Origin of the sequence: Anaerococcus nagyae (assembly GCF_017874535.1) — a bacterium.
In the GTDB taxonomy this organism is placed as follows: Bacteria; Bacillota; Clostridia; order Tissierellales; family Peptoniphilaceae; genus Anaerococcus; species Anaerococcus nagyae.
The window spans coordinates 1-15,556 of record NZ_JAGGLS010000004.1; the positions used below are offsets into that span (position 1 = coordinate 1).

The 15,556-nt window shown below is 29.8% G+C and carries 15 protein-coding genes; all 15 read left to right on the forward strand.

The annotated features are described in order from the left end of the window. Positions 1-394 precede the first annotated feature (394 nt). The 15 genes from J2Z39_RS03955 (at position 395) to J2Z39_RS04025 (ending at position 15,555) form a co-directional block, all read left to right on the forward strand. The gene (locus J2Z39_RS03955; protein ID WP_209813895.1) at positions 395-562 is read left to right on the forward strand and encodes a hypothetical protein; all 168 of its coding nucleotides are present in this window, start codon (positions 395-397) and stop codon (positions 560-562) included. A gap of 435 nt (positions 563-997) precedes the next feature. After that, positions 998-1,699, forward strand: coding sequence for an ABC transporter ATP-binding protein (locus J2Z39_RS03960; protein WP_209813897.1), 702 nt, complete (start codon positions 998-1,000; stop codon positions 1,697-1,699). 4 nt (positions 1,700-1,703) lie between these two features. Then, positions 1,704-5,144, forward strand: a complete 3,441-nt coding sequence (locus J2Z39_RS08680) for an FtsX-like permease family protein (protein WP_209813898.1) — start codon at positions 1,704-1,706, stop codon at positions 5,142-5,144. A 56-nt stretch (positions 5,145-5,200) separates the two neighbouring features. Then, the gene (locus J2Z39_RS03970) at positions 5,201-5,770 is read left to right on the forward strand and encodes a histidine phosphatase family protein (protein WP_117521475.1); all 570 of its coding nucleotides are present in this window, start codon (positions 5,201-5,203) and stop codon (positions 5,768-5,770) included. A 155-nt stretch (positions 5,771-5,925) separates the two neighbouring features. Next, on the forward strand, positions 5,926-6,495 hold the full coding sequence (locus tag J2Z39_RS03975; RefSeq protein WP_117521477.1) for a histidine phosphatase family protein: 570 nt from the start codon (positions 5,926-5,928) through the stop codon (positions 6,493-6,495). Further along, on the forward strand, positions 6,492-7,502 hold the full coding sequence (locus tag J2Z39_RS03980; RefSeq protein WP_209813900.1) for a metallophosphoesterase family protein: 1,011 nt from the start codon (positions 6,492-6,494) through the stop codon (positions 7,500-7,502). The genes J2Z39_RS03975 and J2Z39_RS03980 overlap by 4 nt, the downstream gene beginning before the upstream one ends. Further along, positions 7,499-9,301 carry an ATP-binding protein gene (locus tag J2Z39_RS03985; protein WP_209813901.1) on the forward strand — a complete coding sequence of 601 codons (1,803 nt, stop codon included), beginning with the start codon at positions 7,499-7,501 and terminating at the stop codon, positions 9,299-9,301. Before J2Z39_RS03980 ends, J2Z39_RS03985 begins: the two co-directional genes overlap by 4 nt. Further along, the gene (locus J2Z39_RS03990; protein ID WP_209813903.1) at positions 9,298-9,975 is read left to right on the forward strand and encodes a metallophosphoesterase; all 678 of its coding nucleotides are present in this window, start codon (positions 9,298-9,300) and stop codon (positions 9,973-9,975) included. Before J2Z39_RS03985 ends, J2Z39_RS03990 begins: the two co-directional genes overlap by 4 nt. Beyond that, positions 9,975-10,505 carry a class IV adenylate cyclase gene (locus tag J2Z39_RS03995; protein ID WP_117521485.1) on the forward strand — a complete coding sequence of 177 codons (531 nt, stop codon included), beginning with the start codon at positions 9,975-9,977 and terminating at the stop codon, positions 10,503-10,505. The genes J2Z39_RS03990 and J2Z39_RS03995 overlap by 1 nt, the downstream gene beginning before the upstream one ends. A gap of 53 nt (positions 10,506-10,558) precedes the next feature. Beyond that, positions 10,559-11,485, forward strand: coding sequence for an aspartate carbamoyltransferase (pyrB, locus tag J2Z39_RS04000; protein ID WP_209813905.1), 927 nt, complete (start codon positions 10,559-10,561; stop codon positions 11,483-11,485). Beyond that, positions 11,478-11,906 (forward strand): aspartate carbamoyltransferase regulatory subunit, encoded by a 429-nt coding sequence (locus tag J2Z39_RS04005; RefSeq protein WP_209813906.1) that lies wholly within the window; start codon positions 11,478-11,480, stop codon positions 11,904-11,906. Before pyrB ends, J2Z39_RS04005 begins: the two co-directional genes overlap by 8 nt. Then, positions 11,907-13,097, forward strand: a complete 1,191-nt coding sequence (locus tag J2Z39_RS04010) for a dihydroorotase (RefSeq protein WP_117521491.1) — start codon at positions 11,907-11,909, stop codon at positions 13,095-13,097. Continuing rightward, positions 13,084-13,947 (forward strand): orotidine-5'-phosphate decarboxylase, encoded by an 864-nt coding sequence (gene pyrF / locus J2Z39_RS04015; RefSeq protein ID WP_209813908.1) that lies wholly within the window; start codon positions 13,084-13,086, stop codon positions 13,945-13,947. The genes J2Z39_RS04010 and pyrF overlap by 14 nt, the downstream gene beginning before the upstream one ends. Further along, complete coding sequence (locus J2Z39_RS04020) at positions 13,934-14,659, forward strand: dihydroorotate dehydrogenase electron transfer subunit (protein ID WP_117521495.1); 726 nt, start codon at positions 13,934-13,936, stop codon at positions 14,657-14,659. The genes pyrF and J2Z39_RS04020 overlap by 14 nt, the downstream gene beginning before the upstream one ends. Beyond that, positions 14,656-15,555, forward strand: a complete 900-nt coding sequence (locus tag J2Z39_RS04025) for a dihydroorotate dehydrogenase (protein ID WP_117521497.1) — start codon at positions 14,656-14,658, stop codon at positions 15,553-15,555. Before J2Z39_RS04020 ends, J2Z39_RS04025 begins: the two co-directional genes overlap by 4 nt. Position 15,556 lies beyond the last annotated feature (1 nt).

Below are 15,556 nucleotides of genomic sequence, written 5' to 3' on the forward strand. Positions count from 1 at the left end.
GTTGCGTTTATCCCGCATACGCGGGGGTGATCCTATCTTTGCCTTGACCTTCCAAGATAATTTTAAGTTTATCCCGCATACGCGGGGGTGATCCTTGAGCTACACTCATCATTATTATATATGAAAGGTTTATCCCGCATACGCGGGGGTGATCCTGTAAGAATTAGCTGTTATCGAGAAGTCGGTGTGTTTATCCCGCATACGCGGGATATTCTTCATTTTTTAATAAATGTTTAATAAATGTAAAAATTAGAGAATATTCTCCTAAAATTTCTATACATAAATAAAGGATAATATTATTATAGCTAAAATAATTCAAAAAATAGAAAATTTTACCATTGTTGATAATGAATATTTAAATGATAAGAATTTGAGTTTCAAATCTAAAGGAATAATGACTTATTTTTTATTTTTGTCTGGTGATTTAGTAATTTATTTTGCTGAGGTTATAACTCATTCAACAGATGGAATAAAATTATTTAGGTCAGGTGTTGATGAACTTATAAAAGAAGGCTATACAAGGCACTATCCTGTTCGTGAAAATGGTGTGATTGTTCGTTAGGAGACAGAAATATTTGAAAAGAAAAGACCAGATGAGCAAAAGGTAAATATAGTTAAAGATTATGAAGAAGAAGAAAGACTATTAAATATCCATAAAACAAGTACTTATGCTAGTAAGTGCTCAAGCAGTTATAATAGTTTTGACAAGATCACTCGTGAATGGAACTTGCTTACTAATGTAATACCTATAGAAATTATAATTTCTAATATAAATGGACTATTGATCTTAATAAGCTTATAGTAAATTATGGTTTAGATGAAGTTATTGAGGCTTTTAAAAATATAAAAATTAGTAATTTTGCTTCAAGATTTAACATTAATTTTGATTGGTTTTTAAATGAAAAGAACTTTCTAAAATTACTATAGCTTATAAGTATCGTTATAAATGCTTATTTTGGTATAATAATCTATTATACACAAGTTAGAGAGGCTAATTATGGCATATATAGAATTAAATAATGTAACAAAAGAGTATAAATCTGGTAGAAATACCATAGTTGCAAATGAGGACATTAGCTTTAGATTAGATGAAGGCAAGCTTTTGGTAATAGTTGGAGCATCTGGTGCTGGAAAAACGACTCTATTAAATATATTAGGTGGTATGGAGCAGGCTACAAGCGGACAGATTTTAATAGATAATAAAGATTTAGCAAAACTTAACGAAATGGAACTTACAAATTATAGGCGTAATGAGGTAGGTTTTGTTTTTCAGCATTATAATTTGATACCAAATCTTACAGCACTTGAAAATGTTGAACTCGCTAGTGAAATATCAGATAATCCACTTGATGCAAGTGAAGTATTAGCAAATGTAGGTTTAAATAATAGATTAGAGAACTTTCCGGCTCAATTATCAGGAGGGGAACAGCAAAGAGTTGCTATAGCTAGGGCTCTTGCTAAAAATCCAAAAATTTTATTGTGTGATGAGCCTACTGGCGCACTTGATTATGAAACTGGGAAAAACATCCTAAAACTCCTACAAGATGCTTCTCATAAAATGGGAGCTACAGTTATAATAATAACTCACAATTCTCTTATAAAGCCAATGGCAGATTATGTAATAGAATTAAGAGATGGTAAAGTTATAGAAGATAAGGCAAATACTAAGCCAGAGCCAATTGAAAATATTGAGTGGTGATCTAGTGAATAAGACATATATAACTAATATTTTAAGAGATATTAAAAATACAAAGGGTAAGGTAATCTCAATTGCAACTATGGTAGGACTAGCATCTCTTGTAGTTGTTGCCCTAACAATGACAGGTGCAAGTATGAGAAAAACCTTAAATAACTCATTAAAGACTTATGTCCATCCTGACATTATAGTAAGATCAACTTACGGTCTAGATTATGAAGATGAAATGATTTTAAAAAGAGATCCTGATATAGAAAAGATGACTATGGTTAAAACAAGTGATTTAATCGAAGATGAAAATCTAATCAGATTAAAATCCTATAATAAATCTATATCTAAATCGGCAGTTATTGAAGGTAGAATGCCAGAGCATAAAAATGAAATTGCCCTTGATACAAGCCTTTCAAACGATTATAAAATAGGAGATAAGCTAAAGTTTTCCTATATAGAGAATTCCCAAACTGATGAAAAGACTATGAATAATCTTTCCTATAAAGTAGTTGGATTCTTTAAAAGTTCCGATTATTTTATGGAAGATATGAGAGAGCTTTCATTTACTGCCAAAAAAGAGCTTAGTGGTTATGGATATATATTAGATGAAAACTTTGATACAGATAAATTTGGGGAAGCAAATATTGTCTATAAAAAAACTAAGGGAATTGATAAAAATTCTAGTGAATATAAGGATTTTGTTGAGAGAAAACAAGAAAATATTGAAGAGGCTATAAAAAATAGACCACATGAAGTTCTTAAAGATATAAAAAAAGATGCCAATAAAGAATTAGATAAGGCTCAAAAAGATGTAAATGATGTCAGAAATCAATTAGATGAAGGTGAAAATAAACTAGAATCATCAAGAGCAGAGCTAGATCAAGGATATAGAGATTATGAAAATGGTAAAAAAACTTTAGATGATCAAATTGCTAAGGGAAAAATAGATCTAGAGAATGCCAGAGTTGAGCTTATAGATGGTCAAAAAAAGCTTGACCAAGGTCGCGTTAAATACGAGCAAAATCTAAAAGAATATAATTATGAAATAAAAACAGCGGAAAATCAAATAAATAAAAAGCAAGAAGAATTAGAAGCTGGAGAAGCTGAACTAAAAAGTGGTCAGGAAAAAATGAATGTAGGCTATGATAAATTAAATGCAGAGTTTTCTCCTTATCGTCAAAAATTAAAAGATAGCAAAGATAAACTAGATAGAACAAAAGCCGAAATAGATCAGAAATCAGCACACTTAGAAGATCTTATAAAACAAAAAGAAAATTCACCAGATACTTCAACAAATGTTAATGATCAAGATATTAATGCATTAAAAATTGAATTAGCTAGTTCAAGAGAAGCATATAAAAGAGATTTATCAGACTATCAGATAAAAAGTAAAGACTTAGAAAATAAATATAATAAAGAAAAAGAAAATCTTGATAAAAGCCAAGCTGATATAGAACAAAAAAGACAAATGTTAAATGATGGTTGGTCTAAGTTAAAATCAGGGAAAAGTGAACTAGAAAATAAGAAAGCAAATGGAAAGGCGCAATTAGATAAGGCACTTAATGAGATAAACCAAAAAAAAGCTGATATAGATAATGGTTGGGCTAACTACAATAATGGTAAAAAGGAGCTGGAAAATAGAGAAGTTGAAGGTAAAGAGGAACTAAAAAAATCTTATCAAAAACTTTTGGACGGTGAGGATGAATATCAAAAAAATTATAAAGCTTTCAAAGAAAAAGAAACTAATGCCTTGGGTGAAATCAAAGATGGACAAAAGGATATAGAAGAAAATAAAGATACTTTATCAAGGCTAAGTAATCCAGTTTATGATATAGAAACAATTTATGACAACCAAGGTATAAAGACTTATCATCAAAATAGTCTAAATATGGATGAGCTTACAAAAGTATTTCCAACATTTTTTTATCTTGTAGCAATGCTTGTAACCCTTACAACTATGAAACGCTATATAGATGAGCAAAGGATGATAAATGGAACATTGAAATCCTTGGGTTACACTGATAATCAAATTAGTCAAAGATTTTACATCTATGGAATAATACCAACACTAATAGGTTCGATAATAGGTTCCCTGATAGGTAGATATGTAGTAGCTGGTGTTATAATTGATGCTTATTCATCAGGATTTTCTAATCTATCAGTAGATTATGTAAATTCACTTCCATATATAATTTTTGCAGTAATATTATCAACTTTTTTAATTGCTGTAACTATTTTTGTTACATCAAATCAAACTGTAAAAGAGACACCTGCAGCCTTATTAAGAGCAAAATCTCCCGATAGTGGTAAGAAAATCTTGCTTGAAAAAATAAGTCCTATTTGGAAGAAGCTATCCTTTATGCAAAAAATTACCTCAAGAAATCTATTCAGGTATAAGTCAAGGATGCTTATGACCCTATTTGGTATAGGAGGATGCACAGCTCTTACTTTTTTTGGATTTGCTATGATAGATTCGATAAAAGATACTGTTAATTTACAACAAAATCAGATAAGTCATTATGATGTAATAGCCATGGTAGATGAAAAAGCCAAGGATAGTGATTTAAAAAAGTTCCAAGAAGTAATCAAAAACTACAGTTCTATGCCTATTAGATTTGAAGAAATGACTATTAAAAGGAATGGTGTGAGTCGCAAGTTCAATTTAGTAATTCCAGAAGATAATAATATTAAGGACTTTTTTACCTTAAGAAGTCCAAAAAGAGATTCTATTGATTTAACTAATGAAGATGCTGTCATATCTGAAAAGGCATCGGATGTTTTAAATTTAAAAACTAATGAAAATCTAAATATCCAATATCAGGGAAAGTACTTTGATCTGCCAATATCAGGCATAATTGAAAACTATACTGGCGATTATATATTTATTAGTAAAGATAAATTTAAAAAAATAGTAGGCAAATATCCTCAAACTAATGCTTATTATTTAAGAGGAGATGCTGATGAGATTATAGAAAATATTGAAGATGAATCGGCTGTAAATTCTATAATTGATGCAAGCGTAATTTATGCATCTATGGATGTACTTATGGATAATCTGAATATTGTAATAGCTGTCATTACATTAATTTCAGTATTGCTTGCCTTAGTAGTTTTATATAATTTAATAAATATTAATGTAAGTGAGCGAAAAAGAGAACTTGCAACTATAAAAGTTTTAGGATTCTATCCAAAAGAAGTAACGAGCTATATTTTTAGAGAAATATTTATGCTTACAATACTTGGTATAATTGTAGGATATGGTTTAGGTTATGCGATGTTTAGGTATATAATTTATGTAGTAGCACCAGAAAATATATTATTATCATATAGGGTTCATCCGAGTTCATTTTTAATAAGTGGGCTAATAACAATTGGAATTTCGATAGTTTTACTATTTGTAGTTCATAAAAAGCTTAAAAAAATTGACATGGCAGAAGCTATGAGCAGTGGAGAGTAAAACAGGGCTTTGGCCTTGTTTTTACTTGTAATTTTTGAAAGGATAAGGAATATATAATGAAGGTTATTTTAGTAAGACATGGTCTAAGTGAAGCAAATATAGGAAGATATTATTCACTTGACGATACTATACTCCATAAAGGTGGTTATAGTGTTTTAGATAAGACACGCAAAAATTTAGAAAAATATGATATAGATCATGTTTATACTTCTAATTTATTGCGTAGCCAGCAAACAGCAGAAAAACTTGGATATAAAGATTATACAATTGATACTAGACTAAATGAGCTAGATTTTGGGAATTTTAAGGGAAAACTTTTTGAAGATATGAGAAAAGAAGAAGTCCAATTCTTTAAAGAAAAAGAAAAAGATGTTTTTAATGTTAAATATCCAGGTGGTGAGTCTAGAATTGATATAATAAAAAGGACAAGCGAATTTCTTGACGAACTTGTAGAAAAAGATGAAAATGCTCTTTGTGTTTCGCACGGTATAGCTATCAAATCAACACTTTTTTGGATATTAAAAGATTTAGATGATTGGGATAGTTTTTGGCTTGAAAATGGTTCAATTACAGTATTCAATATTAATAATGGTAAAAAATTAATAGAAGCTATAAATATTTTATAAAATTATAAAAACTGGGTTTATTTTGCTCTAAATTAGGTATATATTATATGTAGATAAGATTAGCGAAACCCTAGCACTTTTTAAGAAGGTGCAAGTAAATTTATAAGCAGGGCTATTGCCTTGTTTTTTTATGGAAAATATATAAGGAGATTTAGATGAAAATTATTTTAGTTAGACATGGTGTAAGTGCGGCAAATATTACAAAACAAGATTCAGCAAGTGATGTTTTTAATAACAAAAGTGGCTTTAATGTACTTCTTAAAACTCGTCGTAGCTTAGAAAAATTTAATATTGACCATGTTTATTCTTCAAGTCTTAAAGAAGCAAAACAAACTGCAGATATGCTTGGATTTAAAGATTATACAGTTGATGAGAGACTTGATGAATTAGATCTTGGACCATATAAGGGTGAATTATATGAACAATTTCAAAGCAAGTATGCAGAGTTTTTGGACCAACATACAGATGATGCTGCAAGTATTAAATTTCCTGGAGATGAGAGTAGAGAAGATCTTATAAAAAGAACTAGTGAATTTTTGGATGAACTAGTCGAAAAGGGAGAAGATGCACTTTGTGTAAGCCATAATCTTACAATAAGAGCAGCTTTATTTTGGATACTTGAAGATACAAAAAACTTTGATAATTTCTGGATTGAAAATGGAGCTGTGACAGTTTTCGATATCAAAGATGGTAAAAAACTTATAGAAAGTATTAACGTGTTATGAGATTTATCCACCTTGCTGATGTGCATTTGGCGGATAATTCAACTTTTGATAATTCATTAGGACATATAATTAGAGAAAATACCTGGAAGTCCTTTGAACAAATTTTTATAAATAACAAAGATACAGACTTTGCTTTAATTGCAGGAGACCTTTTTGAAAGGTCTTTTTTCTCATCTAAGGATTTCAAAAATCTTTTTAGAATTTTTGAAGATTATGGTAAAGATATCTACTATGTTACAGGAAATCATGATTATTTTGATGAGTTTAATACTATTTTTTTAAATAATAAGCCAAATAATCTTCATGTTTTTACTGAAGATAACTTATCACTTTTTGAAAAAGATGGAATTAGAGTCTATGGACTTTCCTATAAAGATAGGATATATAAGAAAGATTTTAATTATGATATAAGTTTAGATAAGGATTTCTTTAATATACTATTAGCTCATGGAGATCTTTCTTTAAATAAAACAAATTATTTGGACTTAGATGCAAATAAGATTAATCAAATAGGTTTTGACTATGTAGCTTTAGGTCATATTCATAAGGCATCAAATATTTATAATATATATTATTCAGGAAGTATAGAACCACATGATTTTTCAGATACTTATGATTATGGATATATTCTTTATGAAAATGGTCTAGTTTCTCAAATTGATTCATCACTTATGAAGTTTAATTCCATAGATATAAATGCTAAAGAATTTGATAATATTGATGAGATTATTAATAATATCAATGCATCTTTAACAGATAAAGTTAACTTTGTAAGACTTAACCTTGAATCTAATGATGATTTAAATATTGATAAAATAAAGAAAAGTATAAATGCTTCCTACACATCTATAAGACTAAGTTATAGGGAAAATTTTGGTAATATGGCAAAACTTTATCCAAACTCTTTATTGTCAAAATTTGAGAATAAGTTCAAAGATGATGTTGATCCAACAAAAAGTAGAGCTAGAGAAGTTGGTATAGAGGCGATCTTAAGGAGTAAGAAATGACAGTTTCAATTAAAAAATTATATCTTACTTCTTTTGGACAATTTGAAAACACTAGCATTGACCTAGAAAGTGGTTTTAATCTTATATATGGCAAAAATGAGTCTGGGAAATCAACTATAACTAGTTTTATAGAAGGTATTCTATATGGATTTGATGAAGGAAGTCGTGTCCGCCATTTTAATAAAAAACAAGAAATATATAGGCCAATTAATTCTTATAAATATGCTGGTTATGCTATTTTTTCTAAAGATGGTGTGGATTATAGGATTAGTCGAAATTTTGATGATGGAGCCTATGAAATATATGATTTTTCGATAAACGAAGTCATGAAAGTAAAGGAGTCTAACCTAAATTATCCAGGAGAATTCCTGCTAGGTTTAGAATATGAACTTTATAAAAATCTAATAACAGCCTTTCAAAGACAAGAAACAAGTGAAAATTCTAGAAATAAAATTAGAGAATTGCTTATAAATAAAGATGATTATAATTTCTCTGCCAATGATGCTTTAAATTTTCTAGATAATAAGCTTGCTAATATCGGAACAATGAGAGCTTATACTAAGCCATATGCAAAGACAATTAATGAAATAGATGAATTATCTAAGAAAATCTTGGATCTAAAAAGTTTGCGTTCTAGCTATTATAATGACTTTAAAAAGCTTGATAAAAATAGGAATAATATTGAAAAAAAGACTCGAATTCTCAAAGATTTAAGAAAAGATAGAGATGCTTATAGGGAAAATATTGCTTATAAAAATCTAGAAGATGAAATTAAATATCAAAATGAGCTTAATTATGTAAATGCAGAATTAGACAAATATAAAAATTATGAGTCCTACGATGAAGTTAAAGAAGTTGATACAAATAAAACTTCACATATAGGATTTTATATACTCATATGTTTAATATTAGTATTTTTAGGAATTTATACTAAGCAATATTATTTATTTACTTTGGCAATAATTTTGCCACTTATTTCTATATTAATTGACAAAAATTCTAATATAAGTAGTTCTGATGATACTTTAAATTATAAAAGAGATGAAGATTATCTAGAGTATATGAGATTAAGTAAAGAAAAAGAAAAAATTGAGGAGATTTTAAGAGTTCTCCAAAATCAAGATAAAACAAAATCCCATGAAAATATTATGGCTATTAAGGATTTGGATATAAATGAAACAGAGAATAAGATTAGAAAACTTGAAAATGAATTAGAATCTTTAAATAAAATCAATATAGATTTAGAAAAAAAATTAGCCTCAGCAGAAGAAAAACTGCAAAAAGAAGTTGATTTAACAGATAGACTCCATAAGTTAGAAACAAATCTTAAAGATATGGAAGAGGAGATTGAAGCCATTAATATAGCAAAATCTTATATAAGCGAGATTATGGAAGATGCTTCTAAAAACTCTAATAACTTTGAAAGTGAAATTTCACAAATAATCAACACCATAAGTAAAGGTAAATATGATAAAATATTTTATGATAAGGAATTTAATCCTCAAATAATTAGGGATGATGGTATAAAGTTAGATATAGATAAACTTTCGACTGGATTTTATGATCAACTAAATTTTGCTCTCAAATTTTCTATAAACGAAGCGACTTTGGATAATTTTCTAATATTTGATGATGCCTTTATAAATTATGACCTTGATAGACTTAGATCAGCCTTATTTTATTTACTTGATGAATCGTACAATAGACAGATTATTTATTTTACTTGCCATAAGCGAGAAGAAGAGATTTTATATAGTGAGGCAATAAACTATCACAGGATTTATTTGGAGGAGTTATGATATATGCACTAGCTGACTTACATCTTGACTATACAAATGAAAAGAGCATGGAAGTCTTCGGTTTAAATTGGCAAAATTATCAAGAACGTATTTTTAATAATTGGAATGAAGTTGTTGATAAAGATGATACTGTACTTATCCCAGGAGATATATCCTGGGCTATGGATCTTGATAATGCCTATATTGATCTTAAAAAAATTGATGAACTTAATGGTTCAAAGATATTGATGAAAGGCAATCATGATTATTGGTGGTCTTCTTTAAATAAAATTAATGGCTTAGGATTAGAAAGTTTAAGATATTTACAAAATAATTCTTTTGAAGTAAATGGTTATGATATCTGTGGGACTCGTGGATGGATACCTAGGGATCATAAGGACTTTAGTGACCATGACGAAAAGATTTTTACTAGAGAGCTAATGCGCTTGGAAAATTCGATAAGGGCTAGTGGTGATAATAAAAAAATAGTTATGCTCCACTATCCGCCTATAAATCAAGATAGAAGCTTAAATGAGTTCTTTGAAATGTGCTGTAGGTATCCGGTAGAATATATTATATATGGACATTTACATGGCGTAGGTCATAGCTTGATAAAAGAAGGAAATTTTGGGGATATTACTATCTCATGCGTTGCAGGAGATTATATTGATTTTACCCCAGCAAGGATTGTATAATGCAAAGAGAAATAGAAGTTAAAGTACTAAATATTGATTTAAATGAAATGGAAGAAAAGTTAATAGCTCTTGGAGCGGAAAAAGTAAATCACGAATTTCAAACAAATTACACTTTTGTGCCTGATGGTGGAGAATTTGAAAATGGTTATCTTCGTATTCGTGAAACAAGAGTTGATGGTAAACGTAATGCTATTGAGCTAACCTTTAAAGAAATTGAAAGAGATGATGAATTTAGAGTCAATAATGAATATACTGTTAATATAGATTCTGTGGCAATGATGATAAAAATCTTAGATCAATTAGATATAAAGCTCCAATATGAAGGTGATAAGGAACGTACTTCTTATTTATATAAAGGACAAAGATTTGATTTAGATATTTGGGATGAGAAAACTTATCCTTATCCATTTATGGAAATAGAATTTACCAATAAAAGTAAGATGGATGAGATATTAGAGGACTTAGATATTGATAGAGCAAATGTAACTAATGATTCTATAACAGAACTTAGAAAAAAACTTAATATGTAGGCTTGACTTGAATAAGTATTTCGTGTTACAATTTTAAACTTGAGGAGAGTAATATGATTGATATTAAAAATTTATTAAACTCAGATGATTTAAGTAAAAATGATATATACGAAATAGTTGATTTAGCAAATGATATTATAAAGAGTCCTAAAGATTTTTCCCATGTATGTGAGGGAAAGATATTAGGGACTCTTTTTTTTGAGCCGTCCACGAGGACAAGACTATCATTTGAATCAGCTATGCTAAGACTAGGAGGATCTGTAGTTGGATTTTCAGATGCAAATGTATCTTCGTCAACTAAGGGTGAAACTTTACAAGACACTGTAAAAGTTGTAAGTCAATACGCAGACATAATTGCTATGCGACATCCTCAAGAAGGTGCTGCCTATCTGGCTAGTTTGACGGCAGATTGTCCAATAATAAATGCGGGTGATGGTGGACATCAACATCCAACTCAAACTTTAACAGATGTTTTGACCATAAGCCAATATAAACATACTTTAGATAATCACACAATAGGTATAGTAGGAGATTTAAAATATGGTAGGACTGTTCATTCATTAATTAAGATAATGAACTTATTTGATAATAATAAATATATACTTATTTCTCCAGAAGAATTAAAACTTCCACAATATGTAAAAAAAGAAGTTTTTAAAGACAATGATAATTATGATGAAGTGACAAATCTTGATGATGTGATTGGAGAAGTTGATATATTATATATGACTAGGATCCAAAAAGAAAGATTCTTTTCAACTAGTCAATATACAAGACTTAAGGATTCCTATGTATTAGATATGGAAAAAATGAATAAAGCTCGTAAGGATACTATAGTATTGCACCCACTTCCAAGGGTAAATGAGATAGCTACAGAAGTAGATAAAGATCCAAGAGCAGTTTATTTCAACCAAGTTAAATATGGTATGTATGCAAGAATGGCCCTAATCTACAAATTATTGGAGGCAAACAATGCTTGAGATTACAAGTTTACAGAATGGAATAGTAATAGATCACATAAAAGCAGGTAATGGTCTTAAGATTTTTGAACTACTTGAGCTTGAGAAATTAGATGATGAAGTAGCTATAATTTTAAGTGCAAAGTCTAAGCTCTTAGGAAAAAAAGATATAATAAAAATTCAAAATTATATGGATATTAATCTAGATGCTGTTTCTATAATTGATCCAACAGCAACTATAAATGTTATAAAAGATGATAAAGTTATAGAAAAAAAGACTTTAGAATTACCAGAAGAAGTAGAAGGAATTCTAACTTGCCAAAACCCAAAGTGTATATCGACTTCTGAAAGAAATGTAAAAAGTAAGTTTATCTTAATTAATAGAGATGAAAAAATATATAAGTGCGGATATTGCTCTCATATATATGACGTGGAGGAGTAAATGAAACAAGTTTTTAAGAATCTATACGCTTTTGATGATATTAAAATTTCAAAAGAAGCTATTTATGTTAAAAATGGAATAATTGTAGATCCATTTGATATTGATGATGAAACTGAAATAATAGATTGTGAGAATCTTGCTCTTGTACCATCTTTTGTAGATATGCACGTACACTTTAGGGATCCAGGTTTTACTTACAAAGAAGACTTAGAAACAGGATCAAAAGCTGCTCTTTCTGGTGGCTATACATCAGTATTACTTATGGGAAATACCAAGCCAACAGTATCCACTCCTGAAGTATATGAAGATATAATGCAAAGGGGAAAAGACCTTGATTTAATAGATATTGATCAAGTTTATACTATTACAAAAGATTTTGATGGTAAAACTTTAGATCACTTAGACTCAGTTCCAGAATCTGTCAAATTTATTTCGGATGATGGTCACGGTGTAAATGATGATGAAGTTATGTATAAGGCAATGCTTAAAGCAAAAGATCTAGGGCTTACGATGACACTTCATGAGGAAGTAGATGGCATTTCTGATATAGACTATGAAATAGCTGAAGATGCTATGACTATCAGAGATTGCTATTACGCTTATAAGCTAGATTGTCCAACTCATTTTTCACACGTTTCAACCAAGGGGGCTATCACTGCTATAAAATACTTTAAGGAACTTGGCGCTCCTATAACTTGCGAAGTAACTCCCCATCATTTGCTATTAAGTGATAAGGAACGTGAAGAAGTCAAGGTAAATCCACCTATAAGAAGTGAAGATGATAGAAAGACTCTTATTAATATGATAAAATCTGGTGTAGTTGATGCTATATCAACCGACCATGCTCCACATAGCAAAGAAGAAAAAGATAAGGGAGCTCCAGGATTTATAGGAATAGAAACTGCATTTTCTACTTGTTATGACGTTCTAGTAAGAAGTGGGGAAATATCTTTAAATGAATTAATAAAAATAATGTCAACAAATCCCGCAAAATTGTTAAAATTAAACAAAGGAAAACTTATTGCAGGTTATGAAGCTGATTTTACCCTTATAGATTTAGATGACTCATTTGTTTATACAGAAGAAGATATAGTTTCAAAATCAAAAAATTCACTAATGATTGGCGAAAATTTACATGGTAAAATAAAAAGAGTTTATAAGAAAGGGATCCTAAAATATGAAAATAATTGATAGATTATATAAAAGTGTTGAAGAAAAGGGCTTTGTATGTGTAGGCTTAGATACTTCACTTGACTATATACCAGCAAAATATAAGAAAGATAAGTCTATTAGTGAGGCTTTGTTTGACTTTAACAAAGAAATTATAGATGCTACAAAAGATATTACAGCTATATATAAATTACAGATAGCTTATTATGAATCCTACGGTATAGATGGGATGATTGCCTATAGAGAAACCTTAAAATATATAAGAGATAATAATTTATTATCAATTGGAGATGTAAAAAGATCCGATATTGCAGCATCTGCAGAACAATATGCAAAAGCTCATTTTGAGGGAGATTTCGAGACAGACTTTATAACTCTAAATCCATATATGGGAATGGACTCCATAAGTCCATATGAAAAATATTTGGAAAGTGGAGATAAGGGTGTTTTTGTTCTTCTTAGAACATCCAATCCAGGAGCAAATGACTTTGAAGTTTTAAAAACAGGTGATGAAGAATTATTCTATACTGTTGGAGATAGGTTACAAGAGATAAATGAAAAGTATATAGGTGAAAATGGTTATGGCCCTATAGGACTTGTAGTAGGTGCAACTCATACTGAAGAAGTAGAAAAGATAAGACAAAGATATAAAGATAACTTTTTTCTAATACCAGGTTTTGGTGCTCAAGGAGCTGATAGCCTTAATGTTTATAAGCTGTTAAATAATAAAAATGGTGGCGTTGTTAACAACTCTAGAAAAGTTTTAAAAGCTTATATGGAGCATAAAGATGGCGAAGACAACATTGGAAAATATGCTAGAGAAGCTGTAATTAAAACCAGAGAGGATATTTTAGCTAATGAAAGCTTATAAAAAGGGAAGAATAGTAGAAAATATAGAAATATCTAAGAATATCTATAAGATGGTAATAGATGTTAATTTAAGTGCAGCACCTGGTCAGTTTTTTATGTTTAGAACCAAGTCTTTTAGAAACGAGCCCATTTTATCACGTCCTTTTGGAGTTTGTGATGAATCTTGCGGTTCACTTACTTTGCTTTATCAAGTGGTAGGAGAAGGAACAGATATTATGGCAAGCCTTACGCCTGAGCATGAAGTACAACTATTAGGTCCCTTAGGCAATGGATTTAATTTAGAAAATAGTACAAATAGAAAAATTGCAGTTGTTGCTGGTGGTATAGGTATTGCTCCGCTCTTATCTTTAGTTAAAAAGCTAGAAAGCAAAGTAGACTTTTATGCAGGCTTTACGGAAGATCCTTATTTTATAGATGAATTTAGACCACATGTAGATAAAATCACCTGTGCATCATTTAAAAAAGATGGAATATTTGTAACGGAGCTATTTGATCCAAATGATTATGATTTAATATATGCTTGTGGTCCTAATGGGATGTTAAAGTCAATCCATGAAAAAAATACAAGTGCTGAACTTCAGATTTCTATGGAAGCTCATATGGCTTGTGGGATAGGTGCTTGCTTAGGATGCACTGTTGAATCTAGTGATGGAGAGTTTTTAAGAGTTTGTAAAGATGGCCCAGTATTTAATTCTAAGGAGGTATTTTCATGAATCTAGGAGTGGATATTGCAGGAGTACACTTTAATAATCCTGTCATAGCTGCAAGTGGTACCTTTGGATTTGGAAAGGAATTTGCTGAATATATAGATTTAAATAAACTTGGTGGCATATGCTCTAAAGGTTTAACTTTACATAAAAATTTGGGTAATAAAGGTATAAGAATTTATGAAACACCATCTGGAATAATGAATTCTATAGGACTACAAAATCCAGGTATTGATTATTTTATAAATACAGAGCTTCCCTTTATGCTAGAAAAAGATACTGTAACTATAGCTAATCTTGGCGGTCATAGTGTCAAAGATTATATTAAAGGTGCCGAGATACTAAATGATACAGAAGTTCCAATGATAGAATTAAATATATCTTGCCCAAATGTAAAAGAGGGTGGTATGGCTTTTGGAACTGATCCAGCAAAGGCAGATGAGGTTATTAGCAAGGTTAGAAGAGCAACTGATAAGCCATTAATAGTAAAACTTTCGCCAAATGTTGGTTCGATCCCAGATTTTGCAAAGCTTGCCCAAAATTCTGGAGCAGATGCTTTATCACTTGTAAATACATTTAATGCTATGTCAATAGATATAAAAGCAAAGGCTCCAGTATTTGTAAATAAAACTGCTGGTTTATCAGGACCAGCTATAAAGCCAATAGCGCTTAGAATGGTCTACGAAGCTGCTCATGCAGTTGATATACCAGTTATAGGTATGGGCGGGATCATGGATTATAAGGATGCTATAGAATTTATTATGGCAGGAGCAAGTGCTATACAAGTTGGGACTGCAAACTTTATAGATTATAATACCATGATAGATATAGTAGATGGTATAAAAAATTATATGAGTGAAGAAAACATAACAGATATAAAAGAAATTACAGGAATTATATAGG